Raw genomic sequence first — 25060 nt, forward strand, 5'->3', positions numbered from 1 at the left:
CCATGACCCAGGACCATCTCGCCGCATCATCTCCGCTTGCAGAGCACGCGCGCCTCGCCGCGTTCGCCGGCGAATGGAATGGCGAAGAGGTGGTCTTCCCGTCGCGCTGGGTCGCCGGCGGGCCGGCGACCTCGCATGTCGTCGCGCGCATGGATCTCAACGGGTTCTACCTGATCCAGGACTGTGTCCAGATGCGCGACGGCAAGCAGGCTTTCGCCACCCACGGCCTCTTCACCTACGACCGCGACGACCGGACCTACAAATTGTTCTGGTACGACTCGCTCGGCTACACGCCGCCCTCGCCCGCCTCCGGCGGCTGGGTCGGCAAGACCCTGACGCTGGTGCGCGGCTCGCTCCGCGGCAATGCGCGCCACGTCTACGAAATCATCGATGACGATTCCTACTCGTTGAAGATCCAGTTCTCGCCGGACGCGGAAGGCTGGGCCGACGTGCTCACCGGCATCTACCGCCGCATCCACTGACCTCTCACTCGTTAGTTCGCGAAAGCAGACCTCATGTCCATCCTGATCGACAAGAACACCAAGGTCATCTGCCAGGGCTTCACCGGCAAGAACGGCACCTTCCACTCGGAGGCCGCGCTCGCCTACGGCACCAAGATGGTCGGCGGCACCTCGCCGGGCAAAGGCGGCGCCACCCATCTGGGCCTGCCGGTGTTCGACACGGTGCGCGAGGCGCGTGAGAAGACCGGCGCCGATGCGTCGGTGATCTACGTGCCGCCGCCGGGCGCCGCGGATGCGATCTGCGAAGCGATCGATGCGGAGATCCCGCTGATCGTCTGCATCACCGAGGGCATTCCTGTTATCGACATGGTGCGTGTGAAGCGCTCGCTGGCCGGTTCCAAGTCGCGCCTGATCGGGCCGAACTGCCCGGGCGTCATGACCGCCGGCGAGTGCAAGATCGGCATCATGCCCGCCAACATCTTCAAGACCGGCAGCGTCGGCATCGTCTCCCGTTCCGGCACGCTGACCTATGAAGCCGTGTTCCAGACCTCGCAGGAAGGCCTCGGCCAGACCACCGCGGTCGGCATCGGCGGCGACCCGGTCAAGGGCACCGAGTTCATCGACGTGCTGGAAATGCTGCTCGCCGACCCCAAGACCGAATCGATCATCATGATCGGCGAGATCGGCGGTTCCGCCGAGGAGGACGCCGCCCAGTTCCTCAAGGACGAGGCCAAGCGCGGCCGCAAGAAGCCGATGGTCGGTTTCATTGCCGGCGTCACCGCGCCTCCCGGCCGCCGCATGGGCCATGCCGGCGCGATCATCTCCGGCGGCAAGGGCGACGCCGGTTCCAAGACCGATGCGATGAAATCGGCTGGGATTACAGTGTCTCCGTCTCCCGCCCGCCTCGGCCACACGCTTGCCGAAAAGTTGAAAGGCTAATTCACTTCTTCGTACTTTTCCGGGCGAAGTTTCGTAGCAAATAGGATAAATGGTGCCTGTCGCGCTGGGCCTCTGCCGGGGAGCTCAGCGCCAGCGCCGTTTGTTATGCGCGAACCGAAATCGCCAGGAACTTAAGCATGTCTCGCCAGGACGCGAACGCAGCCTTTGCCCTCTCTTCCTTTTTGCAGGGCACCAACGCCACCTACATCGACGAAATCTACGCCCGCTACGAGAAGGACCCGTCCTCGGTCGACGCCGAGTGGCAGGAGTTCTTCAAGAGCCTCAACGACCAGCCCGGCGATATCAGCAAGAACGCCGAAGGCCCGTCCTGGGAGCGCGCCAACTGGCCGCTGACCCCGCAGGACGACCTCACCTCCGCCCTCGACGGCAACTGGGCCCAGGTCGAGAAGGCGGTCGGTGCCAAGATCGCCGCCAAGGCGCAGGCCCAGGCGGGCAACAAGGGCGCTGATTTCTCGTCCGCCGACCTGCTCCAGGCCACGCGCGACTCCGTCCGCGCGCTGATGCTGATCCGCTCCTACCGCATGCGCGGCCATTTCCACGCCAAGCTCGATCCGCTCGGCATCGAAGCCCCGCGCAACCGCGAAGAGCTCGACCCGCGCACCTACGGCTTCAGCGAAGCCGATTTCGACCGCAAGATCTTCCTCGATCACGTGCTGGGTCTCGAATACGCCACGCTGCGCGAGATCACCGCGATCTGCGAGCGCACCTACTGCCAGACGCTCGGCGTTGAGTTCATGCACATCAGCAACGCCGCGCAGAAGGCGTGGATCCAGGAGCGCATCGAGGGCCCGGACAAGGAAATCTCGTTCACCCGCGAAGGCCGGCGCGCGATCCTGACGAAGCTGGTCGAAGCCGAAGGTTTTGAGAAGTTCTGCGACACCAAGTTCACCGGCACCAAGCGCTTCGGCCTCGACGGCGGCGAATCGCTGATTCCTGCGCTCGAGCAGATCATCAAGCGCGGCGGCAATCTCGGCGTGAAGGAAGTCGTGCTCGGCATGCCGCATCGCGGCCGCCTCAACGTGCTGACGCAGGTGATGGGCAAGGCGCACCGCGCCCTGTTCCATGAATTCAAGGGCGGCTCGGCCAACCCTGATGCTGTCGAAGGCTCCGGCGACGTCAAGTATCACCTCGGCGCCTCCTCGGACCGCGAGTTCGACGGCAACCGCATCCATCTGTCGCTGACGGCGAACCCCTCGCATCTCGAGATCGTCGATCCCGTGGTGCTCGGCAAGGTCCGCGCCAAGCAGGACCAGCACGGCGATCCGCCGGACCAGCGCATCTCGGTGATGCCGCTGCTGATGCATGGCGACGCTGCGTTCGCCGGCCAGGGTGTGGTCGCGGAATGCTTCGGCCTGTCTGACCTGAAGGGCTACCGCACCGGCGGCTCCGTGCACTTCATCGTCAACAACCAGATCGGCTTCACCACCTATCCGCGCTACTCGCGCTCCTCGCCCTATCCGTCTGACGTGGCGAAGATGATCGACGCGCCGATCTTCCACGTGAACGGCGACGATCCGGAAGCGGTGGTTTTCGCGGCCAAGGTCGCGACCGAATTCCGGCAGAAATTCCACAAGCCCGTCGTCATCGACATGTTCTGCTACCGCAGGCATGGCCATAACGAAGGCGACGAGCCGGCTTTCACCCAGCCGGTGATGTACAAGAGGATCGCCGCGCATCCGTCGACGCTCGAGCTCTACGCCCGCCGCCTGATCAGCGAAGGCGTGATGACCGAGGGCGAGGTCGACAAGGCCAAGGCCGACTGGCGCGCACGGCTCGATGCCGAGTTCGAGGCCGGCACCTCCTACAAGCCGAACAAGGCCGACTGGCTCGACGGCAAGTGGTCCGGCTTCAAGATCGCCGATCAGGAAGAGGATGCGCGCCGCGGCGTCACTGGCGTCGACACCGCCGAGCTGAAGGAAATCGGCCGCAAGATCACCAAGGTGCCGGATGGCTTCCGCGTCCACCGCACCATCCAGCGCTTCCTCGACAACCGCGCCAAGGCAATCGACACCGGCGCCGGCATCGATTGGGCGACCGGCGAGGCACTGGCGTTCTGCACGCTGCTCAACGAGAACCACCATGTCCGCCTGTCGGGCCAGGATTCCGAGCGCGGCACGTTCTCGCAGCGCCATTCGGTCCTGATCGACCAGGAAGACGAGAGCCGCTACACGCCGTTCAACCATCTCGGCCACGAGCAGGGCCATTACGAGGTCATCAACTCGCTGCTGTCGGAAGAAGCCGTGCTCGGCTTCGAATACGGCTACTCGCTCGCGGAGCCGAACACGCTGACGCTGTGGGAAGCCCAGTTCGGCGACTTCGCCAACGGCGCGCAGGTCGTGTTCGACCAGTTCATCTCCTCGGGCGAGCGCAAATGGCTGCGTATGTCCGGTCTCGTCTGCCTCTTGCCGCACGGCTATGAGGGCCAGGGACCGGAGCACTCCTCGGCGCGTCTGGAGCGTTATCTGCAGATGTGCGCCGAAGACAACATGCAGGTGGTCTACCCGACCACGCCGGCGAACTACTTCCACGTGCTGCGCCGCCAGCTTCATCGCGAGATCCGCAAGCCGCTGATCCTGATGACGCCGAAGTCGCTGCTGCGTCACAAGCGGGCGGTGTCGCGTCTCGAGGAGCTCGCGAAGGGGACGACCTTCCACCGCATCCTCTATGATGACGCCCAGATGCTGCCGAACGAGGCGATCAAGCTCGTCCCCGACGAGAAGGTCCGCCGCATCGTGCTCTGCTCCGGCAAGGTCTATTACGACCTCTACGAGGAGCGCGAGAAGCGCGGCATCGACGACATCTACCTGATGCGCGTCGAGCAGCTTTATCCGGTGCCGCTGAAGGCGCTGGTGGCCGAACTGTCGCGCTTCAAGAAGGCTGAAGTGGTGTGGTGCCAGGAAGAGCCCCGCAACATGGGCGCCTGGCACTTCATCGAGCCCTATCTGGAATGGGTGCTGAACCAGGTGCACGGTGTGAGCCGGCGTCCGCGTTACGTCGGCCGCGCCGCTTCCGCCGCGACCGCCACTGGTCTGATGTCCAAGCATCAGGCGCAGTTGAAGGCGTTCCTGGACGAAGCACTGAGCTGATCTTTCTGAACTGCGTCATGCCCCGCCTCGTGCGCAATCGCGCACTGGAGCGGGGCACCAGTACGCCGCGACGTCCGTGCAGAATACGAACGTCCGGCTTGCTGGATGGCTTGCCTTTCGCGGGCCGATGACGACCGAATTTTTGACCGCACCGGCGATCCCTTAAGGAAAAGACCATGACTGAAATTCGTGTGCCGACGCTCGGCGAATCCGTCACCGAGGCCACCATCGGCCGCTGGTTCAAGAAGGCCGGCGATCCCGTCGCCGTCGACGAGCCCTTGGTGGAGCTCGAGACCGACAAGGTCACCATCGAGGTCCCGGCGCCCTCCGCCGGCACGCTGAGCGAGATCGTCGCTGCCGATGGCGCGACCGTTGCGGTCGGTGCGCTGCTCGGCCAGATCACCGACGGTGCCGGTGCTGCGAAGCCCGCCGCTGCTCCCGCGAAGCCCGCCGCCGCCGCTCCGGCCGCCGTGGCTGCTGCTCCTGCGCCGGCTCCGGCCGCGAAGGCGCCGCCGGCCGATGCGCCGCTCGCCCCGTCCGTCCGCAAGCTCTCCGCCGAGACCGGTATCGATGCCTCGACCGTTCCGGGCTCCGGCAAAGACGGCCGCGTCACCAAGGGCGACATGCTTGCCGCGATCGAGCGCGCCGCGTCCGCGCCGACCCCGGTGAACCAGCCCGCCGCCGCCGTTCAGGTCCGCGCGCCGTCGCCGGCCGATGACGCCGCCCGCGAAGAGCGCGTCAAGATGACCCGCCTGCGCCAGACCATCGCGCGCCGCCTCAAGGACGTGCAGAACACCGCGGCCATGCTGACGACCTTCAACGAGGTCGACATGACCAACGTGATGGCGCTGCGCGCCCACTACAAGGATGCGTTCGAGAAGAAGCACGGCTCGAAGCTCGGCTTCATGGGCTTCTTCACCAAGGCTGTCGTGCAGGGGCTGAAGGACATCCCGGCCGTCAACGCCGAGATCGACGGCACCGATCTGATCTACAAGAACTATTACCACATCGGCGTCGCCGTCGGCACCGACAAGGGTCTCGTTGTGCCCGTGGTGCGCGACTGCGACAACAAGTCGATCGCCGACATCGAGAAGGGCATCGCCGATTTCGGTCGTCGCGCCCGTGACGGCCAGCTCAAGATCGACGAAATGCAGGGCGGCACCTTCACGATCACCAATGGCGGCATCTACGGCTCGCTGATGTCGACCCCGATCTTGAACGCGCCGCAGTCCGGCATCCTCGGCATGCACAAGATCCAGGAGCGGCCGATGGTGATCGGCGGCAAGATCGAGGTCCGCCCGATGATGTATCTGGCGCTGTCTTACGATCACCGCGTCATCGACGGCAAGGAAGCCGTCACGTTCCTGGTCCGCGTCAAGGAGAGCCTGGAAGATCCGGCGCGCCTGGTGCTCGATCTCTGATCCCTGAAGCTCTGCGAGCGCCGTCGCCTTGTCGTGCGACGGCGCGGGTCGAACCATGGAGGCGCGCGTGACGGATAAAGTCGTTGTCATCACCGGCGGCAGCCGCGGTATCGGGCGGGCGACCGCGATTGCGGCGGCCGCGCGCGGCTTCCGTGTCGTCGTCGGCTACGCCAGCAACAAAACGGCTGCTGACGAGGTGGTCGCCCAGATCGCGGCCAGCAACGGCAAGGCCATCGCGGTGAAATGCGATGTCGCCGAGGAAAGCGACATCATCGAGCTGTTCAAGGCTGCCGACAAGTTCGGCACGCTCGGTGCACTCGTCAACAATGGCGGCATCGTCGGCCAGAGCGGGGTGCGCGTCGACGAGATGTCGGCCGAGCGCATCCGGCGCGTGATGGCGGTCAACGTCACCGGCTCGATCCTCTGCGCGCGCGAAGCGGTGAAGCGGATGTCGACCAAGCACGGCGGCCAGGGCGGCGTCATCGTCAATCTGTCATCGGTCGCTGCCAGACTTGGTGCGCCGAATACCTATGTCGACTATGCGGCGTCCAAGGGCGCGATCGATTCCTTCACCGTCGGTCTCGGCTATGAGGTCGCAGGCGAAGGCATCCGTGTCGCGGGCATCCGCCCCGGCCTGATCGACACCGAAATTCACGCCGCCGGCGGCGAGCCCGACCGCGCCCATCGTCTGGCCCATATGGTGCCGATGAAGCGCGTCGGTACCGCCGACGAAATCGCCAATGCCATCGTCTGGCTGATGTCGGACGAAGCCTCCTACGTCACCTCGGCCATTCTCGATGTGTCCGGCGGACGCTGACACGCCGCGCGGACGCTGACACATCCTCATCACGCTAAACTCACGGGACTTTCTCTCATGGCTACCTACGATCTCGTCGTCATCGGCACCGGACCGGGCGGTTATGTCTGCGCGGTGCGCGCGGCCCAGCTCGGCATGAAAGTCGCCGTGGTCGAAAAGGACGCCACGCTCGGCGGCACCTGCCTGAACGTCGGCTGCATGCCGTCGAAGGCGCTGCTGCACGCGTCCGAAATGTTCGAGGAAGCCGCGCACTCCTTCGCCAAGATGGGCGTTTCCGTTTCCGCGCCGAAGCTCGAGCTTCCGGCGATGATGAACTTCAAGCAGCAGGGCATCGACGGCAACGTCAAGGGTGTCGAGTTCCTGATGAAGAAGAACAAGATCGACGTGCTCAAGGGCACCGGCAAGATCTTAGGGACAGGCAAGGTGGAAGTGTCTGCCGACGGCAAGTCGCAAGTGGTCGAGACCAAGAACATCGTCATCGCGACCGGCTCCGACATCGCGCGCCTCAAGGGCATCGAGATCGACGAGAAGCGCATCGTGTCGTCCACCGGCGCGCTGTCGCTGGACAAGGTCCCCGGCAAGCTCTTGATCGTCGGCGCCGGCGTGATCGGCCTCGAACTCGGCTCGGTGTGGAAGCGGCTCGGCGCTGAAGTCGTCGTCGTCGAATTCCTCGATCGCATCCTGCCCGGCATGGATGGCGAGATCGCCAAGCAATTCCAGCGCATCCTGGAGAAGCAGGGCTTTGCATTCAAGCTCGGCGCCAAGGTCACCGCCGTCGACACCTCCGGCAAGTCGCTGAAGGCGACCATCGAGCCTGCGGCCGGCGGCGCTGCCGAGACGCTGGAAGCCGACGTCGTTCTCGTCTGCATCGGTCGCGTGCCGTACACGGATGGGCTCGGCCTGAAGGAAGCCGGCGTGGCGCTGGACAATCGCGGCCGCGTGCAGATCGATCCGCATTTCGCGACCAGCGTGAAGGGCGTCTATGCCATCGGCGACGTCGTCGCGGGCCCGATGCTCGCGCACAAGGCCGAGGATGAAGGCGTAGCCGTTGCGGAGATCATCGCAGGGCAGGCCGGCCACGTGAACTACGACGTTATCCCAGGCGTCGTGTATACCACGCCGGAAGTGTCCTCCGTCGGCAAGACCGAGGAGGAGCTGAAGCAGGCGGGTCAGGCGTATACCGTCGGGAAGTTTCCCTTTACCGCCAACGGCCGCTCCAAGGTCAACCAGACCACCGACGGCTTCGTGAAGATTCTCGCAGATGCGAAGACCGATCGCGTGCTCGGCGTGCACATTATCGGCCGTGAAGCCGGCGAAATGATCCATGAAGCCTGCGTTCTCATGGAGTTTGGCGGCAGCGCGGAAGATCTCGCGCGCACCTGCCACGCGCATCCGACCCGCTCGGAGGCCATCAAGGAAGCCGCGCTTGCGGTGGGCAAGCGGGCCATCCATATGTAGGCGACGCGCCTAGCGTCGAATCGGGCGGGAAACATATGCTGCGCCGCCTACTTCAACCGGTCTGGGTCCTGCTGGCGATCATCTTCCTGATCGAAGCCTGGCTGTGGGACCATCTCGAGCCGATCGTCGCGCGGGTTGTCGCAGCCATCCCGCTCGCACGCTTCAAGCAATGGTTGACGGAGCGCGTCGATGCGCTGCCGCCGGCCATGACACTGATCGTGTTCGCGGTGCCGATCATCCCGCTGTTTCCGCTCAAGCTGATGGGCCTGTATCTGCTCACGCATGAATATTGGCTGAGCGGCGTATCCACGTTTCTGTTCGCAAAGCTGCTCGGCGTCGGCGTCACCGCCTTCGTGTTCGACGTGACGCGCGACAAGCTGATGGAGATGCACTGGTTCGAGCGGCTCTACGATCTCGTGATGAAGCTGCGCGCCAAGGCCGCCGAGCTGGTCGACCCGATCAAGCAGCGCATCCGCGAGCTGATCGCCGGCAACCGGGAAGGCTGGTCCGCCCGTACGCTCCGCCTGATCCAGCGCTTTCGCAAGAGCGTGCACCAGGCGCGCTAGCTGCTCGCTATAGACTCACTGTCATTGCCACACACTCGATGTCATCGCCCGGCTTGACCGGGCGATCCAGTATTCCAGAGACGTCAATCGAATACGGAGAAGCCGCGGCGTACTGGATGCCCCGGTCAAGTGTTTAGCCCGGAGACATGGCTGACACCTGTTCGGACACATCACTGACAGGTTGGCCATTGGTCAAGTCGATCGATGCGACCTGCCAGCTGGCGAAGAAGATTCCGTAGTGGCCGTCACGATCCAGCGGCCGGATGGCAAGGCGTTCGCGGGCGAAGGCCTGGGGAACTTTCCAGAAGTGTCCCTTGAAGGAGATGTAGGGTCTTGTCGATGAGACCCTGCGCACGATCTCGCCGCTGTCGTATTCGACGTTCGGAACGCGGGCCGGCATGGGGCGAGCACTTGGCCGGAAGCGATCGGCAGGGACCTGCATATCGAGGCCTTGGTGAGGCCGCTCCAGATTGTAGACCGGCCGCCAGGCGTCGAAGGCGCGCTGGACTTCCGGGAGAGTTCGGAAGCGGCGCATTGCAAACACCTCGGCCTTCAGGGTGCGATGGAAGCGTTCGTTCTTGCCGCGGGCCTGTGGGTGGCATGGCCTTGCGTGCACCACCCTGACGCCAAGCTTGAGCAGCCACACCTTCAGTCCGGTCCAACGAATGCCGGACGTATCGCCCCAGGGTGAGCCATTGTCGGTGTAGAAGGCCTCCGGCAGGCCATAGCAGCGGAACGTCGTCGACAGGTGATTCTGCACGGTGAGGCGCTGCTCGTCGGCACATGCCTTCAGGCACAGCACGTAGCGCGAGTGATCGTCGACGATCGTTAGCGGATGGCACCGCGTCCCATTGGCGAGCGGCAGGTGACCCTTGAAGTCCATCTGCCACAGCAGGTTGGGAGCTTCCTTCTCGAACCGGTGGCCCGGATTGGGCGGCGCATTCTCACTCGGTTTGATCCGGTCGTTCCGACACAGGATCTGGTGCACCGTTGATGGCACAGGCACCGTCTGCCCGCCCCGCTTCAGGCAATGGGCAATCTTCCGTGCTCCCCAAGCCGGATGCTTGTCGCGTACAGCCAGGACTTCTGCCTCGACCGCAGCCTCACTCCGCTTGGGCATCGCATGCGGGCGCCGGGAACAGTCGGCCAGCTCCCGATCGCCGGCCTGCCAGCGCGCCAGCCACTTGTAGCCGACGTCAGGACTGATGTTGAACCGACGGCACAGTTCGCGCCGGTTGGCGCCCTCCTGCAAAGCCAGCCGCACAAACTCGTGGCGCTGATCCATCACTGACACCTCGCTCCAAGGCATGGACGGCCTCCCGAATCGGACCAATCCAGCCAATGTTGATGTGTCAGCTATGTCTCCGAACACCCGTCAGTGATCTGTCCGGGCTAAACATCAAGCCGGGGCATGACAGCGTCGATGTTTTTGGCCTTATGCGCCCCGCATCAGCCCCTCAATGCAAATGCACCAGATGCGGCCACCACAGGCCGAGCGCGGTCATGAGGAGGCCGGCCAGGGTCAGGACGCCGGCGACATAGGCGAGCGCGATCATGCCGGTGATGATGGTGGCCGAGGCCAGAACGATGCCGATCTGGAAGGCGGCGGAGGCCAGCTCGAAGTGATGATATTTCGCGGTCGCCTCGTCGCGCTCGTGCTCGGCGTGCTTGGCCTTCTCGGCGAGCTGCTCGGTGCCTTCGCCGGTCTCGGGCTCGGAGCGGTAGCGCTGCGCGGTCTTGGTCCAGTCGTCGACCTGCTTCTGCACCGTCGCCTTCAGGAGGTCGTCGGTGGTGGCGGCCAGCGTGAGCTTGCCCTGCTCGGACGCGGTCAGCACCACGGTGCGGCGGATGGTCTTGGCCTGGAAGAACGCCCAGAGATTGGCGGATTCGACGTTCTTGCTGATCGATTCAGTCTGGGCGCCCTTGCCGAGCGTCTCGGAGATCGCCAGGAACAGCGCCAGCACGGCGATCAGAAGAGCGATCTTCTTGTTCGATCCGGACGCGTGCTCGGCGTGTTCGGCATGCTCCATGCTTTCGTGTGCGCTCATGATTCCCTCCAGTCGCGGTTCCCCACGATTGACCGAACCGCGGGCGCCGCGCAAGAGGCACGCGCGCTATGACAGCTTCATGTCAGGTTCATCGCCGCGGATGCGTGTTCGCATAGACTTCGAGCAGCCGCTCCGAATCGATACCGGTGTAGATCTGCGTGGTCGAGAGCGAGGAGTGACCCAGCAGCTCCTGGATTGCGCGCAAATCCCCGCCACGCGAGAGCAGATGCGTGGCGAAGGAGTGTCGCAGCGCATGCGGCGTCGCGCTGTCGGGCAGGCCGAGCGCGCCGCGCAGCCGTTCCATCGCCAGCTGGATGATGCGCGGGCTGAGCGGGCCGCCGCGCGCGCCGAGGAAGATCGGGCCTTCCGCCGGCAACGGATAGGGGCACATCGCAACGTATTCCTGCACGAGCGCGAGCACGTTCTGCAGCACCGGCACCATGCGGGTCTTGTTGCCTTTGCCGGTCACGATCAGCACGTCGCCCTCGCCGGGACGCGGCACCTCGCGGCGCTTCAACCCCAACGCTTCGGAGATGCGCAGGCCCGAGCCATACAGCAGCGCCATCACCGCGGCATCGCGGGCCAGAACCCACGTCTCGCGTTCCTCGCCGGCGCGCTCGTCGGCGTCGGCGAGACGTTTTGCGGATGCCATCGGCAGCGGCTTCGGCAAAGTCTTGGCCACCTTGGGCGCGCGGATAGCCGAGAGTGCGCCGACCTTGCCCTTGCCTTCGCGTTCGAGGAAACGGCCGAACGAGCGCAGGCCCGCCAGCGCGCGCATCAGCGAGCGGCCGGCAATGTCGTCGGCGCGGCGCATCGCCATGAAGGCGCGGATGTCGGTGGCTTCCAGCGCGGCAAAGCGCGCCAGCGTCACGCGCTCGCCCCAATGGGCGCAAAGGAAGTCCAGGCATTGCCGCAGGTCGCGGCCATAGGCCTCCAGCGTCTTCGGCGACAGCCGCCGCTCGGCGCCGAGATGCGACAGCCAGCGCGTCATCTCCTGCGCGATCGAGGGATCGGCGCTGGCGAGCTCGATTAATGGGGCCGCGGCTTTGCTCATGCGCTCTGGACGTAATGATTCCACTCAGTATATCGCATCACACCCGTTTACTCTTAGCTAAGGCCGCCCGGGGGCGTTAGCTTCAAGGCCCCAAGGTTCCGATTCTCCCTCCAAAGACCTTTGATGGATCATTCGTCGCGCAGCACGATCACCCCCGCCAACGCGACCCGCATGGTCGACGTGCTGGTGCCGGTCGCGCTCGACCAGACCTATTCCTACAAGGTGCCGCGGGGGATGGAGCTGAAGGCGGGCGATCTCGTCGGCGTGCCGCTCGGCCCGCGCGAGGTGCTGGCCGTGGTCTGGGCGGAGAACGCCAATCCCGACCCGCGCCTGCACAACCGGCTCAAGGAGGTCAGCGAAAAGCTCGATCTTCCTCCGCTGAAGCCTGAGCTGCGCTCGGTCGTCGACTGGGTCGCCAATTACACGCTGAGCCCGCGCGGCATGGTGCTGCGGATGTGCCTGCGCATGGGCGAGAATCTCGGCCCGGAGCGGGTGCGCGCCGGTGTGCGCCTGGTCGGCGATCCGCCGCGACGGCTGACGCCGGCGCGGCAGCGCGTGATCGAGCTGCTGTCGGATCGCCTGCTGCACGGCAAGTCCGAAGCGGCCAAGGAAGCCGGCGTCTCGGCCGGCGTGATCGACGGCCTCGTCGACGAAGGCACGCTCACGGTCGAGCCGATGCCGCCGCCTCCGCCGCCGCCGGCACCCGATCCGGATTTTGGCCAGCCGGATTTTTCACCGCTCCAGCGCGCCGGGGTGGATGCGATGCGCGCGCTCGCCGCCAACGGCACCTTTCACGTTGCGCTGCTCGACGGCGTCACCGGCTCGGGCAAAACCGAGGTCTATTTCGAGGCGATTGCAGAGACCATCCGCCGCGGCAAGCAATCGCTGATCCTGATGCCGGAGATCGCGCTGACCGGCCAGTTCCTCGACCGCTTCGCGCAGCGCTTTGGCGTGCGGCCGATCGAATGGCACTCCGAGCTGACGCCGCGCACCCGCGCGCGCAATTGGGCCGCGATCTCCGACGGCAGTGCGCCGGTCGTGGTCGGCGCGCGCTCGGCGCTGTTTCTGCCTTACGCCAATCTCGGCCTCATCGTGGTCGATGAAGAGCACGACCAGGCCTACAAGCAGGACGAGGGCGTGCATTATCACGCCCGCGACATGGCGGTGGTCCGCGCGCATATCGCAAAGATCCCGATCGTGCTGGCCTCCGCCACGCCGTCGGTCGAATCCGAGGTCAATGCGCGCAAGAGCCGCTATCAGCGCATCGCGCTGCCCTCGCGCTTCGGCGGCCAGCACATGCCGCATATCGAGGCCATCGACATGCGCCGCGAGCCGCCGGCGCGCGGCCGCTTCATCTCGCCGCGGCTCGCTTCCGAGATCAGAAAAGCGATTGAAAAGCGCGAGCAGGCGCTGCTGTTCCTCAATCGCCGCGGCTATGCGCCGCTGACCCTGTGCCGTGCCTGCGGCCATCGCTTCGCCTGCACCATCTGCGATGCCTGGCTGGTCGATCACCGCTTCCGCCAGCGGCTGGTCTGTCACCATTGCGGCTTCTCGATGCCGCGCCCGCAGACCTGCCCGCATTGCGCGGCCGAGGAATCGCTGGTCGCGGTCGGGCCGGGCGTCGAGCGCTTGCAGGAGGAGGCGGCCGCGCTGTTCCCCGAGGCGCGCACCATGGTGCTGTCGAGCGATCTCATCACCTCGATCGAGACGATGCGCTCCGAGCTTACCGAGATCGCGGAGGGTCGCGTCGACATCATCATCGGCACGCAGCTCGTCGCCAAGGGCCACAACTTTCCGCGGCTCAATCTCGTCGGCGTGGTCGATGCGGATCTGGGCCTGTCCAACGGCGATCCGCGCGCGTCGGAACGCACCTGGCAGCTGCTCAACCAGGTGATCGGCCGTGCCGGGCGCGAGCAGGGCCGCGGCGTCGGCTATCTCCAGACCCACCAGCCCGATCATCCCGTGATGAAGGCGCTGATCGCCTGCGACCGCGAGGCCTTCTACGACAGCGAGATCGATCTGCGCGAGCGCACGCTCTATCCGCCGTTCGGCCGGCTCGCGAGCCTGATCATTTCGGCAGGCGACCGTCCGAGCGCCGAAGGTTTGGGCCGCCGCCTCGTTGCGCTCGCACCGCGCGACGAGCGCGTCGTGGTGCTGGGACCGGCGGAGGCCCCGCTCGCCGTGATCAAGGGCCGCTACCGTTTCCGCATCCTGGTGAAATCGGCGCGCGGTTTCGATCTGTCGGACTATTTGCGCAACTGGCTGGCCGTCTGCCCGAAGCCGAAGGGCAATCAAAAGCTCGAAGTCGACGTCGACCCGCAGAGCTTTTTGTAGTTCCCCCGTTATTCCGGGGCACGCGAAGCGTGAACCCGGAATCCATTCATCCACCAACTCTACGGCCTGATGGATTCCGGGCTCGATGCTACGCATCGCCCCGGAATGACGGGGCAAACAAAAAGCCCGCCGTCCCCCAAGACGGCGGGCTTGTTTCGCCCGAACTGGTCTCGCCGCTCACACGTCCGCGGACGATGGCGAGATTTGCGCTTTGTCGGTGAGGCGCTGGTGGCGCCTTAGGAGACGACTTCCGCGGTGACGCGGCCGACGCCGGCGCCGGTGAGGCCGATGGCGCGGGCAGCGCCCGTGGAGAGGTCGAGGACACGGCCGCGAATGAACGGGCCACGGTCATTGATGGTGACGATGACGCTCGAGCCGCCATGGGTGACGCGCAGCTTGGTGCCGAACGGCAGCGAACGGTGAGCCGCGGTCATGGCATTCTGGTTGAAGCGCTGGCCCGACGCAGTCCGGCTGCCGGACTCGTTGCCATAATAGGAGGCCATGCCGGAGAAGCTGCGGCCCGTGCCCGACGACGGCGTCATCGACGCGTTGGCGTTGCGCCAATCGGAGGTCGTGTTGGCATCGCTCTGGGCGTGGTGGCGGTGATGATGGTGAGAGTACCGGTGGTGATGCCGGGATTTGGCAGAAGCTTCGGTGGCGGTTCCACCGACGAGGAGAGTGGCGGCAACGAAAGCGATCGCCGTGCGCGGCCGGGGCACGGAGCCCAGCGTCTTCAAAGACAGCATTTAGTGGTCCCTAATCTAGTATTGCCACATATGTGGCAAGTGGAGCCCCCGTAAGTCTGTGAGCGGGATCGCGTTTCGATTCCTAATGAGGCGTGAATTGGGCAGTAAATCCATTCTGTGTCGTCATGAAATATTCTGTGATTGGCATCAATGTTGCAGCCAATGTTCTGGAATCTTTCGCTTTAACAATTCTTTAACTATTTTATTACTCACTAATACTGTAAAACAAGGTCATTATACTTCATGTTTAGAATTAGGAAAGTATTCAGGGGAGGCCGCTCGTCACGTCCGACTCACGCCTCAGCGATCCGTGTTCATGGCCGCTATGCGCTGAGGGCAGGAACGAATGGCCGCGATGCCGCCGAGGGGGCGCGTCATTCCGCGACGTGGCAGGCCGCTACCGCGGTGCCGTCGGCTGCGACGAACTGGAGACAGAAGGTCGTGCCTTTAATTTGGCGTCATGTTGCACGTGCGCGCCTGCTATGTTAGCAAAGCCGCGATTTTAACGGACCCGGCACCTCCCGTGTCGGCCGAAAATCGAAGTCCCGCTTGAATTCCAAGGGCTTGGATCGCTTGGCGCCGCTTTGTGGCGACGGTTTTTCCCTTGCGAGTTTGACAGCAAAAAGAGCGCGTCTGTGGCTGCAGAAGATACGTCCGTTTCCGGTGTGTCCGGCCGTTATGCAACGGCCTTGTTTGAACTGGCCCGCGACCAGAATGTGGTCGACGAGGTCAAAGCCGATCTCGATAAATTCGAGGGCTTGCTGAGCGAAAGCGCCGATCTGACGCGCCTCGTCCGCAGCCCGGTGTTTGCGGCCGATACCCAGTCCAGGGCCCTCTCGGCCGTGCTGGACAAGGCGGGTATCGCCGGCATCTCCGCCAATTTCCTGAAAGTCCTGACCGCCAACCGCCGCCTGTTCGCGGTGGCTGACGTCATTCGCGCCTATCGCGCCCTCGTCGCCAGGTTCAAGGGCGAGACGACGGCCGACGTCACCGTGGCGGAGGCGCTTTCGGACAAGAATCTCGACGCCCTCAAGGTTGCCCTGAAGTCGGTGACCGGCAAGGACGTCGCGCTCAACGTGAAGGTCGATCCCTCGATCATCGGTGGCCTCGTGGTCAAGCTTGGCAGCCGCATGATCGATAGTTCGCTTCGCACCAAACTCAATTCGATCAAGCACGCGATGAAAGAGGCAGGCTGATGGACATCCGCGCCGCGGAAATTTCCGCGATCCTGAAGGACCAGATCAAGAATTTCGGCCAGGAAGCTGAAGTCTCCGAAGTCGGACAGGTGCTGTCCGTCGGCGACGGTATTGCCCGCGTCTATGGTCTGGACAACGTCCAGGCCGGCGAAATGGTCGAATTCGAGAACGGCACCCGCGGCATGGCGCTGAACCTCGAAACCGACAACGTCGGTATCGTTATTTTCGGCGCCGACCGCGAGATCAAGGAAGGCCAGACCGTCAAGCGCACCCGCGCCATCGTGGACGCGCCGGTCGGCAAGGGCCTGCTCGGCCGCGTCGTCGACGCGCTCGGCAACCCGATCGACGGCAAGGGCCCGATCCAGGCCGACAAGCGCATGCGCGTCGACGTCAAGGCGCCCGGCATCATTCCGCGCAAGTCGGTGAGCGAGCCGATGGCGACCGGCCTCAAGGCGATCGACGCCCTGATCCCGATCGGCCGTGGCCAGCGCGAGCTGATCATCGGCGACCGTCAGACCGGCAAGACCGCGATCGCGCTCGACACCATCCTGAACCAGAAGCCGCTCAACGCGCAGCCGGACGAGAACATCAAGCTGTATTGCGTCTACGTCGCGATCGGCCAGAAGCGTTCGACCGTCGCCCAGTTCGTGAAGGTGCTGGAAGAGCAGGGCGCGCTCGAGTACTCGATCATCGTCGCCGCCACCGCTTCGGATCCGGCTCCGATGCAGTACATCGCGCCGTTCACCGGCTGCACCATGGGCGAGTACTTCCGCGATAACGGCATGCACGCCGTCATCATCTATGACGATCTGTCCAAGCAGGCCGTCGCCTACCGTCAGATGTCGCTGCTGCTGCGCCGCCCGCCGGGCCGCGAAGCCTATCCGGGCGACGTGTTCTATCTGCACTCCCGCCTGCTCGAGCGCGCGGCGAAGCTGAACAAGGACCAGGGCTCGGGCTCGCTGACGGCGCTGCCGGTCATCGAAACCCAGGCCAACGACGTGTCGGCCTACATTCCGACCAACGTCATCTCGATCACCGACGGCCAGATCTTCCTGGAAACCGACCTGTTCTTCCAGGGCATCCGTCCCGCGGTGAACGTCGGTCTGTCGGTGTCGCGCGTCGGTTCGTCCGCGCAGACCAAGGCCACCAAGAAGGTCGCCGGCAAGATCAAGGGCGAGCTCGCGCAGTACCGCGAAATGGCGGCGTTCGCGCAGTTCGGCTCCGATCTCGACGCCTCGACCCAGCGCCTGCTCAACCGCGGTTCGCGCCTGACCGAGCTGCTCAAGCAGCCGCAGTTCGCGCCGCTGAAGATGGAAGAGCAGGTCTGCGTGATCTGGGCCGGCACCAACGGCTATCTCGATCCGCTCCCGCTCAACAAGGTGCGCGCGTTCGAGGACGGTCTGCTGTCGCTGCTGCGCGGCAAGAACGCCGAGATCCTCAACGCGATCCGCGACAGCCGCGATCTCTCCGACGACACCGCCGCCAAGCTGAAGTCGGTGGTCGAAGGCTTCGCGAAGAGCTTCGCGTAAATGCCGTCATGGCCGGGCTTGTCCCGGCCATCCACGTCTAACGGCGTGTGAGGCACCGCGTGGATGCCCGGGGCGAGCCCGGGCATGACGACTGGATAGGTTTGCGATCAGGCCAAAGGGTCGGATCGTCGGGGACGAAGAATGGCGTCACTTAAAGACATGCGCGTCCGCATCGCCTCCACCAAGGCGACGCAGAAGATCACCAAGGCGATGCAGATGGTCGCGGCGTCGAGGTTGCGCCGTGCCCAGCAAGCGGCCGAGGCGGCGCGGCCCTATGCCGACAAGATGAGCGCGGTGATCTCCAACATCGCCAGCGCCGCTGCGGGTTCGCCCGGCGCGCCGGCGCTGCTGGCCGGCACCGGCAGGGACCAGGTCCACCTGCTGCTGGTCTGCACCGGCGAGCGCGGTCTGTCCGGCGCCTTCAACTCCTCGATCGTGCGCCTCGCCCGCGAGCGCGCCCAGGCGCTGATCGCGCAGGGCAAGGAAGTGAAATTCTTCTGTGTCGGCCGCAAGGGCTATGAGCAGCTCCGCCGCCTGTTCGACAAGCAGATCGTCGAGCACCTCGACCTGCGTAGCGTTCGTCAGCTCGGCTTCGTCAACGCCGAGGACATCGCCAAGAAGGTGCTGGCCCGTTTCGACAACGGTGAGTTCGACGTCTGCACGCTGTTCTACGCGCAGTTCAAGTCGGTGATCGCCCAGATCCCGACCGCGCAGCAGATCATCCCGCTGGTCGTCGAGGAAAAGGCGGCGAACGCGCCGACGACGTCCTACGATTACGAGCCGGAGGAGGACGAACTGCTGTCCGGCCTGTTGCCGCGCAACATCGCGGTGCAGATCTTCCGCGCGCTGCTGGAAAACAACGCTTCGTTCTATGGCGCGCAGATGAGCTCGATGGACAACGCCACCCGCAATGCCGGCGAAATGATCCGCAAGCAAACCCAGATCTACAACCGAACCCGTCAAGCCCAGATCACCAAGGAGCTGATCGAGATCATCTCCGGCGCCGAGGCGGTCTGACGCACGAACCAAACGACGGTCGTTCAAGTCCAGAATTTCGAAGGAGAGCTATTCATGGCTACAGCAGCTAACCAGGTCGGTCGCGTCACCCAGGTCATGGGCGCCGTCGTCGACGTGCAGTTCGAGGGCCACCTGCCCGCCATTCTCAATTCGCTGGAAACCCGGAACGGCAACATCCGCCTCGTGCTGGAAGTTGCGCAGCATCTCGGTGAGTCCACCGTCCGTACGATCGCGATGGACGTGACCGAAGGTCTGGTGCGCGGCCAGGAAGTGACCGACACCGGCCAGCCGATCGCGGTTCCGGTGGGTGACGGTACGCTCGGCCGCATCATGAACGTGATCGGCGAGCCGATCGACGAAGCCGGCCCGATCAAGTCCGAAGGTCTCCGCGCCATCCACCAGGAAGCGCCGAGCTACACCGACCAGTCGACCGAAGCTGAAATTCTCGTCACCGGCATCAAGGTCGTCGATCTTCTTGCTCCGTATGCGAAGGGCGGCAAGATCGGCCTGTTCGGCGGCGCCGGCGTCGGCAAGACCGTGCTGATTCAGGAGCTGATCAACAACGTCGCGAAGGCGCACGGTGGTTACTCCGTGTTCGCCGGCGTCGGCGAGCGTACCCGCGAAGGCAACGACCTCTATCACGAGTTCATCGAGTCCAAGGTCAACGCCGATCCGCACAATCCGGATCCGAGCGTGAAATCCAAGTGCGCGCTGGTGTTCGGCCAGATGAACGAGCCGCCGGGCGCCCGCGCCCGCGTCGGCCTCACCGGTCTCACCGTCGCCGAGCACTTCCGCGACCAGGGTCAGGACGTGCTGTTCTTCGTCGACAACATCTTCCGCTTCACCCAGGCCGGCTCGGAAGTGTCGGCGCTGCTCGGCCGTATTCCTTCGGCGGTGGGTTATCAGCCGACGCTCGCCACCGACATGGGCGCGCTCCAGGAGCGCATCACCACCACGCAGAAGGGCTCGATCACCTCGGTGCAGGCCATCTACGTTCCGGCCGACGACTTGACCGACCCGGCGCCCGCGACCTCGTTCGCGCATCTGGACGCGACCACGGTGTTGAACCGCGCGATCTCGGAAAAGGGCATCTACCCCGCGGTGGACCCGCTCGACTCGACCTCGCGCATGCTCTCGCCGCTCGTCGTCGGCCAAGAGCACTACGACACCGCGCGTCAGGTCCAGCAGGTGCTGCAGCGCTACAAGTCGCTCCAAGACATCATCGCCATTCTCGGCATGGACGAGCTTTCGGAAGAGGACAAGCTGACGGTGGCCCGCGCCCGCAAGATCGAGCGCTTCCTGTCGCAGCCGTTCCACGTCGCCGAAATCTTCACCGGCTCGCCCGGCAAGTTCGTCGACCTCGCGGACACCATCAAGGGCTTCCGCGGCCTCTGCGAAGGCAAGTATGACCACCTGCCGGAAGCAGCCTTCTACATGGTCGGCACCATCGAAGAGGCAGTCGAGAAGGGCAAGAAGCTGGCGGCGGAAGCCGCCTAAGCTGGCGAATAGCGAATGGCGAGTAGAATCTATTCGCCATTCGCTGCTCGCCACTCGCGCGTTCGCTACTCACCATTCGCAGGTTTCCAATGGCCACCATCCACTTCGATCTCGTCTCGCCGGAAAAGCTCGCATTCTCGGGTCAGGTCGATCAGGTCGATATCCCCGGCGTCGAGGGTGACTTCGGCGTGCTGGCGGGACATGCGCCGGTCGTGGCTGCGATCCGGCCCGGCATCCTCACCGTGACCACGGGCGGCAGGCACGTGAAGATCATCGTGCTCGGCGGTATCGCCGAAGTCTCCGAGAAGGGTCTCACCGTGCTCGCCGACGTCGCGACGTCGCTCGACGAACTCGACCGTGCCCAGTTCGCCGCGACCATCTCCGAGATGGAAGACGGCCTGAAGGAGCACGAAGGCGGCGAGCTCGATCAGGCCATCGAGCGGCTCGACCACTTCAAGAGCATCCAGCAGCAGCTCAACAGCACGGCTATGCACTAAGCCCCGGTGCACTGCTCCGGGGCTCAAGCTACAAATTCCTGAACAGGTTCAGCGCTCGTCACGGAAGTGGCGGGCGCTGAAACTTTGTTGCACCGCGCCGCCGATAGCGGCATTCTGCGCCCGCGAATTTGTTTCGGGGCTGGCAGCAGATGAAACGCAAGATCGCAGCGATTTTCGCAGCCGATATTGCCGGTTACTCAAGACTGGTCGCGGAAGACGAAGAGGAGACGCTGCGGCGTCTCGCCTCCTATCGCGAGGTCATCGACGACTTCATCGCGAAAGCCAACGGACGCATCTTCAACACGGCGGGCGACGCCGTGCTCGCGGAATTTCCGAGCGCGGTCGATGCGGTGCGCTGCGCGATCGACATCCAGGAATCCCTGCGAACCCGCAACATGGCCTATCCGCCGAGCCGGCAGATGTCGTTCCGCATCGGCATCACCATCGGTGACGTGGTCGAGCGCAACGGCGATCTGCTCGGTGACGGCGTCAATATCGCCGCCCGGCTCGAAGGCCTCGCCGAGGTCGGCGGCATCTGCGTCTCCCGCGCCGTGCACGAGCAGGTCGCCAACAAGCTGTCGGTGCAGTTCGCCGACATCGGCGCGCAGGAGGTCAAGAACATCCCGACGCCGGTGCACGCCTACATGGTGGCGATGCGGCGCGAGGACGGCACTTACGCCACGCCGAAAGTGAAGAAGCCCGCCTCCAAGCTGGCCGCGGCACCGGTGTGGATGTGGCCGCTGGTGGTCGCCGTCGTCTCGGTCGTCGCCATCCTTGTCACCGGCTTCCTCTACAACACCAAGCTCAAGCAGGCGGTCACCGCCGCGGCCGCGCCGGCCGCGACGCCGAGCGCAGCGCCGGCAGATGCCGTGGCGCCGAGCCCGATGCCGACCCAGATGGCAAAGGCGCCGATGGCTCCGATGAGCCCAGCCGGCGCTGCGATGGCGCCGATGCCTGCGCCCTCGCCATCCGCCGCGCCGCTGTCAGGCAAGCTTGCCGTCGACAGCGTGCCCTTCATCAACGAGCGCATCCGCAACTATCTGGCCGGCGACTATTCCGCCTCCGGCGACTACAAGGCCTTCGCGCTCAATATCGGCGGCTTCACAGGCGCGGCGTTGAACCAGCCGACCGAGGAAGCCGCGCGCAACATGGCGCTCGAGCAATGCCAGAAGCGCGCCGATGCCGCGCAATCGCCGCGGCGCTGCGAGCTCTATGCGGTCGGCAACGACGTCGTCTACACGCACGGCAAGCCGCCGATGCCGCCGCAGCCCTGGGTGCGCCACGACGCCATGACCGAGCGGGCCTTCGTGCCGAAAGATTTTCCTATGGTGCGCGATCCGGCAAAAGTCCGGCTCGAGAACATGTTCGTGCCGGCGGCGAAATCCCGCGCGATCGCGCTCGGGCCGGGCGGTCAATATTTCATGGTGCTGGGCGCGTCATCCGTCGACGATTCGGCGCGGCGTTCGCTGGAATCGTGCGGCGCCATCGCCGGCATGGCCTGTCTGATCGTCGCGGTCGACGACAATTTCGTCGTGCCGATCCCGACCCTGCTTAGGATCACCGGCTTCTTCCATGCCGCTTCCAACGCCTCGATCGCCGCCGACGCGCGCGCCGAGGTCGTGCGCAAGCTCGCCGATGGCATGGGCTGGAACGCAGTCGCGGTCGGGACCGCGGGCCGGCCGGGCCTCGGCCTGAAGGCCGCGGACGAGCAGACCGCCGTCAATTCCGCGCTCGCCGACTGCGCCAAGCGCGACAGCGATTGCCACGTCATCGCGATCGGCCCGTTCACGGTCGGACCGACCAATTAGAGCTTGCTGGACATAGGCCGGCACGACGATTGCGCCGTGCGGCCGATTCTCTCCGACGCTTCAAAAACTTCGCAACGACCACCGCCCACCGCGCCTGCAATCGCCGGCTACTGTGCATGGGGTTGTTTTCGCGGTTTTAGTTTGCGAAGGGCGCAAACTGCTGCGCGACCGCGCGGTAGACGTCGCGACGGAACGGCACCACGAACTCGGTGACGCGGTCGAGCCGCTCCCAGCGCCAGGCGTCGAACTCCGCGGGCTGTTCGTTGCGCGGCGTCAGCGGATCGATCTCGTCATCGCGACCGGTGAAGCGCAGCGCGAACCATTTCTGGCGCTGCCCGCGGAACTTCGCCAGCCGGTGCGTCTGCGGCCCGTCATAGGGCGGGAACTCGTAAGTCAGCCAGTCTGTCTCGCCGAGATAGTCCGCACTCTTGACGCTGGTCTCTTCCCAAAGTTCGCGCAGCGCCGCATCGCGCAGGTTCTCGCCCTCATCGACACCACCTTGCGGCATCTGCCAGTCGAGGCCCGGCAGGATGATCTCGGGGCCGTCGCCCTTGAAGCGGTGGCCGATCAGCACGCGGCCATCGGCATTGAAGAGGGCGATCCCCACGTTGGGACGGTAGGGTTTTTGATTGGTCACGCGCGCGTCTTTCATCGTCATTCCGGCGATGCATTAGCACCGAACCCGGGATGACGATTTGATTTATTCATCCGCCAGCGCGGAAAATTCCTTCACCACGCGCTCATAGACCGGGCGCTTGAACGGGATGATCAAACCGGTCAGGTTCTTCATCGGCTCCCAGCGCCAGCTCACGAACTCGGCCTTGTGGCCGCCGCCGGGTTTCTCGACATTGATCTCGCTGTCCTTGCCGGTGAACCGGACCGCGAACCATTTCTGGCGCTGGCCGCGATAGCGGCCCTTCCAGGCGCGCCCGGCAACCGTGCGCGGGATGTCGTAGACGAGCCAGTCCGGGACCTCCCCGAGCCGCTCGACCGAGCGCACGCTGGTCTCCTCATAGAGCTCACGCTTGGCGGCATCCCAGGTGTCCTCACCGGGATCGACGCCGCCCTGCGGCATCTGCCAGACATGGGCGTCGTCGACATGCTCGATGCCACCGGCGCGGCGGCCGATGAACACCAGACCCTTCATGTTGATCAGCATCACACCGACGCAGGTACGGTAGGGCAGATCCTCGTAACGTGCCATTCCGCCAGACCTCTCGCGTGCTTTTGGTGGGTATGCCGGTCCCGAGGGCCCGTAACGTACCAATCCGTTGATTTAGCTAGATTTTGATTTCAGCATCGCGGTTGTCAACGGCACCAAAAGGATACCACGGTCGCTCAATGTCTTGGTCCAGCTGCTGATGCGCTCGATCGAGACCGGCAGGGCGGAGGCGGTGCCGATTGCGACGCCGCGCTCGCGCGCCATTGATTCGAGCTTGTTCAGGGCGCGGTCGATCTCTGCCGGGGTCGGCACCACGTCGATCGCGATATCGCCCTTGCCGAACGGCATCGCCTGGCTGCCCGCGGCCTGGGGCGCGATGCTGCGCGGCGAGGAGCCGTCGTCGAAGAAGCCGAGGCCGCGCTTGGCCGCCTCGCGGATGATCGGCTGCATCGCGGCGTCGGTCGCCACGAAGCGGGCGCCCATGAAATTGGTGAGGCCGGCATAGCCCTGCATCCGGCTCAGGTGCCAGTACAGGCGGTCCATGTTCTGGTCGGTGGTGAGCGAGGTCAGCAGCGTCTGCGGGCCCGGGTCGTTGTCCGGGAAGTCGTAGGGCTCCATCGGGATCTGGAGGAAGATCTCGTGGCGCTGGGCGCGGGCCCGCTCGGCGAGCTTGCCGGGGTCGGCACCATAGGGCGTGAAGGCCAGCGTCACCGCCGGCGGCAGCCGCATGATCGCGTCGGTGGTCTTGGCCGCGCCGACGCCGAGGCCGCCGATCAGGATCGCGACCACGGGCATCTTCGCCGCCTTGGCGCGGTCGGCATCCGCCGCGTAGACGTTGAACGGCTTCGCGCCCTCGGCCGTCACGGGGATCATGCCGTAGCGCGATTTTTCCAGCAGTTTTGGGTCGATCCCGGTCATGACGGGCGGTGGGGCGGAGGCGGCCGCCGCGTCGCCTTTGTCGGCGGCATCGCCGCCACCGATCACCACGTCGTGGCGCGTGCCGGTGGAACCGTCGATCATGGTGACGGTCTTCTGCTCGCCCGCCTGCTTCGGCGCCTCCTTGGCCTCGTGCTTGCTCTCCGGCTTGCTCTCCTGGCCAGGGCTCGCGGCGGCCGGCTTCTCGTCGGTGGCCCTGGGCTCGCGGATCGCAATTCGCGTCATCGGCTCGCCGCCGAGCGGATCCTTGTTGAAGACGGCGAAGCCGGCGAAGGCGACCAGGAACAGGCCGAGCATGACCGCGAGGGCCTGCATGGCTGTGAACGGCAGCCGCAGCCGCCGTTTCCGGCGCGGCTTGTCCTGTCCGAGCGGGGCGCTCAGATCATCGGCCGTTTCAGTCATGCGAGATCCCGAATCACTCCCGCCGACGATACCACGCCGAGGTCAAGCGGCGGCAGGCCGGGATA

At 65.0% G+C, this 25060-nt stretch carries 21 protein-coding genes; 14 read left to right on the top strand and 7 right to left on the bottom strand.

Annotated features, from left to right (window positions below):
• Positions 1 to 2: 2 nt before the first annotated feature.
• The 7 genes from AB7290_RS02090 (at position 3) to AB7290_RS02120 (ending at position 8769) form a co-directional block, all read left to right on the top strand.
• The gene (locus AB7290_RS02090) at positions 3 to 482 is read left to right on the top strand and encodes a DUF1579 family protein (RefSeq protein ID WP_085398661.1); all 480 of its coding nucleotides are present in this window, start codon (positions 3 to 5) and stop codon (positions 480 to 482) included.
• Positions 483 to 515: 33 nt separating this feature from the next.
• A complete protein-coding gene (gene sucD / locus AB7290_RS02095) occupies positions 516 to 1400 on the top strand; it encodes a succinate--CoA ligase subunit alpha (protein ID WP_025575976.1) in 885 nt (294 codons plus the stop codon).
• A 137-nt stretch (positions 1401 to 1537) separates the two neighbouring features.
• Positions 1538 to 4507 carry a 2-oxoglutarate dehydrogenase E1 component gene (locus AB7290_RS02100; protein WP_063980415.1) on the top strand — a complete coding sequence of 990 codons (2970 nt, stop codon included), beginning with the start codon at positions 1538 to 1540 and terminating at the stop codon, positions 4505 to 4507.
• Between the two features lie 176 nt (positions 4508 to 4683).
• Positions 4684 to 5928 (top strand): 2-oxoglutarate dehydrogenase complex dihydrolipoyllysine-residue succinyltransferase, encoded by a 1245-nt coding sequence (gene odhB, locus AB7290_RS02105; RefSeq protein WP_085398662.1) that lies wholly within the window; start codon positions 4684 to 4686, stop codon positions 5926 to 5928.
• A gap of 55 nt (positions 5929 to 5983) precedes the next feature.
• The gene (locus AB7290_RS02110) at positions 5984 to 6745 is read left to right on the top strand and encodes an SDR family oxidoreductase (protein WP_094183824.1); all 762 of its coding nucleotides are present in this window, start codon (positions 5984 to 5986) and stop codon (positions 6743 to 6745) included.
• Positions 6746 to 6802: 57 nt separating this feature from the next.
• Positions 6803 to 8203, top strand: a complete 1401-nt coding sequence (lpdA, locus tag AB7290_RS02115) for a dihydrolipoyl dehydrogenase (protein WP_063980416.1) — start codon at positions 6803 to 6805, stop codon at positions 8201 to 8203.
• A gap of 35 nt (positions 8204 to 8238) precedes the next feature.
• Complete coding sequence (locus tag AB7290_RS02120) at positions 8239 to 8769, top strand: hypothetical protein (RefSeq protein WP_085398663.1); 531 nt, start codon at positions 8239 to 8241, stop codon at positions 8767 to 8769.
• Positions 8770 to 8902: 133 nt separating this feature from the next.
• Here the strand turns inward: AB7290_RS02120 and AB7290_RS02125 are convergent, their stop codons facing one another.
• The 3 genes from AB7290_RS02125 to AB7290_RS02135 form a co-directional block, all read right to left on the bottom strand.
• The gene (locus AB7290_RS02125) at positions 8903 to 10078 is read right to left on the bottom strand and encodes an IS481 family transposase (protein ID WP_085398134.1); all 1176 of its coding nucleotides are present in this window, start codon (positions 10076 to 10078) and stop codon (positions 8903 to 8905) included.
• Positions 10079 to 10226: 148 nt separating this feature from the next.
• Complete coding sequence (locus AB7290_RS02130) at positions 10227 to 10817, bottom strand: DUF4337 domain-containing protein (RefSeq protein WP_085399710.1); 591 nt, start codon at positions 10815 to 10817, stop codon at positions 10227 to 10229.
• Between the two features lie 88 nt (positions 10818 to 10905).
• Positions 10906 to 11871: a tyrosine recombinase XerC gene (locus AB7290_RS02135; RefSeq protein WP_085399709.1), complete on the bottom strand. Its 966-nt coding sequence runs from the start codon at positions 11869 to 11871 to the stop codon at positions 10906 to 10908.
• A 123-nt stretch (positions 11872 to 11994) separates the two neighbouring features.
• Here AB7290_RS02135 and AB7290_RS02140 point away from each other — a divergent pair, with 123 nt between their 5' ends.
• Positions 11995 to 14205 (top strand): primosomal protein N', encoded by a 2211-nt coding sequence (locus tag AB7290_RS02140; RefSeq protein ID WP_085399708.1) that lies wholly within the window; start codon positions 11995 to 11997, stop codon positions 14203 to 14205.
• Between the two features lie 236 nt (positions 14206 to 14441).
• Here AB7290_RS02140 and AB7290_RS02145 read toward each other — a convergent pair whose 3' ends face one another.
• The gene (locus AB7290_RS02145) at positions 14442 to 14951 is read right to left on the bottom strand and encodes a septal ring lytic transglycosylase RlpA family protein (RefSeq protein WP_028150468.1); all 510 of its coding nucleotides are present in this window, start codon (positions 14949 to 14951) and stop codon (positions 14442 to 14444) included.
• 635 nt (positions 14952 to 15586) lie between these two features.
• Between AB7290_RS02145 and AB7290_RS02150 the strand changes: the two genes are divergently transcribed.
• The 6 genes from AB7290_RS02150 to AB7290_RS02175 all read left to right on the top strand — a co-directional run bounded on the left by AB7290_RS02150 (position 15587) and on the right by AB7290_RS02175 (position 22495).
• On the top strand, positions 15587 to 16147 hold the full coding sequence (locus tag AB7290_RS02150) for a F0F1 ATP synthase subunit delta (protein ID WP_063980421.1): 561 nt from the start codon (positions 15587 to 15589) through the stop codon (positions 16145 to 16147).
• Complete coding sequence (gene atpA / locus AB7290_RS02155) at positions 16147 to 17676, top strand: F0F1 ATP synthase subunit alpha (protein WP_063980422.1); 1530 nt, start codon at positions 16147 to 16149, stop codon at positions 17674 to 17676. The genes AB7290_RS02150 and atpA overlap by 1 nt, the downstream gene beginning before the upstream one ends.
• A 141-nt stretch (positions 17677 to 17817) precedes the next feature.
• On the top strand, positions 17818 to 18693 hold the full coding sequence (locus tag AB7290_RS02160) for a F0F1 ATP synthase subunit gamma (RefSeq protein ID WP_063980423.1): 876 nt from the start codon (positions 17818 to 17820) through the stop codon (positions 18691 to 18693).
• 54 nt (positions 18694 to 18747) lie between these two features.
• Entirely contained in the window at positions 18748 to 20190 is a 1443-nt protein-coding gene (atpD, locus tag AB7290_RS02165; protein WP_063980424.1) for a F0F1 ATP synthase subunit beta, read from the top strand.
• 89 nt (positions 20191 to 20279) lie between these two features.
• Positions 20280 to 20687 (top strand): F0F1 ATP synthase subunit epsilon, encoded by a 408-nt coding sequence (locus AB7290_RS02170; RefSeq protein ID WP_071908637.1) that lies wholly within the window; start codon positions 20280 to 20282, stop codon positions 20685 to 20687.
• A 149-nt stretch (positions 20688 to 20836) separates the two neighbouring features.
• Positions 20837 to 22495: an adenylate/guanylate cyclase domain-containing protein gene (locus AB7290_RS02175; RefSeq protein WP_085399707.1), complete on the top strand. Its 1659-nt coding sequence runs from the start codon at positions 20837 to 20839 to the stop codon at positions 22493 to 22495.
• A 136-nt stretch (positions 22496 to 22631) separates the two neighbouring features.
• Here AB7290_RS02175 and AB7290_RS02180 read toward each other — a convergent pair whose 3' ends face one another.
• The 3 genes from AB7290_RS02180 to AB7290_RS02190 all read right to left on the bottom strand — a co-directional run bounded on the left by AB7290_RS02180 (position 22632) and on the right by AB7290_RS02190 (position 24995).
• Positions 22632 to 23132 carry an RNA pyrophosphohydrolase gene (locus AB7290_RS02180; protein ID WP_063985996.1) on the bottom strand — a complete coding sequence of 167 codons (501 nt, stop codon included), beginning with the start codon at positions 23130 to 23132 and terminating at the stop codon, positions 22632 to 22634.
• A 63-nt stretch (positions 23133 to 23195) separates the two neighbouring features.
• Positions 23196 to 23699 (bottom strand): RNA pyrophosphohydrolase, encoded by a 504-nt coding sequence (locus tag AB7290_RS02185; RefSeq protein ID WP_063980427.1) that lies wholly within the window; start codon positions 23697 to 23699, stop codon positions 23196 to 23198.
• A gap of 72 nt (positions 23700 to 23771) precedes the next feature.
• On the bottom strand, positions 23772 to 24995 hold the full coding sequence (locus AB7290_RS02190) for a divergent polysaccharide deacetylase family protein (RefSeq protein WP_085399706.1): 1224 nt from the start codon (positions 24993 to 24995) through the stop codon (positions 23772 to 23774).
• Positions 24996 to 25060: the final 65 nt, after the last annotated feature.

Source organism: Bradyrhizobium sp. 613_E4_N2_2 (assembly GCF_052075995.1).
GTDB classification, from domain to species: domain Bacteria; phylum Pseudomonadota; class Alphaproteobacteria; order Rhizobiales; family Xanthobacteraceae; genus Bradyrhizobium; species Bradyrhizobium barranii.

Coding starts and splice junctions, on each gene's coding strand:
- AB7290_RS02175 (WP_085399707.1), top strand. CDS start 20,837: ATGAAACGCAAGATCGCAGCGATTTTCGCAGCCGATATTGCCGGTTAC.
- AB7290_RS02140 (WP_085399708.1), top strand. CDS start 11,995: ATGGATCATTCGTCGCGCAGCACGATCACCCCCGCCAACGCGACCCGC.
- AB7290_RS02170 (WP_071908637.1), top strand. CDS start 20,280: ATGGCCACCATCCACTTCGATCTCGTCTCGCCGGAAAAGCTCGCATTC.
- odhB (WP_085398662.1), top strand. CDS start 4,684: ATGACTGAAATTCGTGTGCCGACGCTCGGCGAATCCGTCACCGAGGCC.
- atpD (WP_063980424.1), top strand. CDS start 18,748: ATGGCTACAGCAGCTAACCAGGTCGGTCGCGTCACCCAGGTCATGGGC.
- AB7290_RS02100 (WP_063980415.1), top strand. CDS start 1,538: ATGTCTCGCCAGGACGCGAACGCAGCCTTTGCCCTCTCTTCCTTTTTG.
- AB7290_RS02125 (WP_085398134.1), bottom strand. CDS start 10,078: ATGCCTTGGAGCGAGGTGTCAGTGATGGATCAGCGCCACGAGTTTGTG.
- AB7290_RS02120 (WP_085398663.1), top strand. CDS start 8,239: ATGCTGCGCCGCCTACTTCAACCGGTCTGGGTCCTGCTGGCGATCATC.
- AB7290_RS02160 (WP_063980423.1), top strand. CDS start 17,818: ATGGCGTCACTTAAAGACATGCGCGTCCGCATCGCCTCCACCAAGGCG.
- AB7290_RS02135 (WP_085399709.1), bottom strand. CDS start 11,871: ATGAGCAAAGCCGCGGCCCCATTAATCGAGCTCGCCAGCGCCGATCCC.
- AB7290_RS02090 (WP_085398661.1), top strand. CDS start 3: ATGACCCAGGACCATCTCGCCGCATCATCTCCGCTTGCAGAGCACGCG.
- sucD (WP_025575976.1), top strand. CDS start 516: ATGTCCATCCTGATCGACAAGAACACCAAGGTCATCTGCCAGGGCTTC.
- atpA (WP_063980422.1), top strand. CDS start 16,147: ATGGACATCCGCGCCGCGGAAATTTCCGCGATCCTGAAGGACCAGATC.
- lpdA (WP_063980416.1), top strand. CDS start 6,803: ATGGCTACCTACGATCTCGTCGTCATCGGCACCGGACCGGGCGGTTAT.
- AB7290_RS02110 (WP_094183824.1), top strand. CDS start 5,984: ATGGAGGCGCGCGTGACGGATAAAGTCGTTGTCATCACCGGCGGCAGC.
- AB7290_RS02130 (WP_085399710.1), bottom strand. CDS start 10,817: ATGAGCGCACACGAAAGCATGGAGCATGCCGAACACGCCGAGCACGCG.
- AB7290_RS02145 (WP_028150468.1), bottom strand. CDS start 14,951: ATGCTGTCTTTGAAGACGCTGGGCTCCGTGCCCCGGCCGCGCACGGCG.
- AB7290_RS02185 (WP_063980427.1), bottom strand. CDS start 23,699: ATGGCACGTTACGAGGATCTGCCCTACCGTACCTGCGTCGGTGTGATG.
- AB7290_RS02190 (WP_085399706.1), bottom strand. CDS start 24,995: ATGACTGAAACGGCCGATGATCTGAGCGCCCCGCTCGGACAGGACAAG.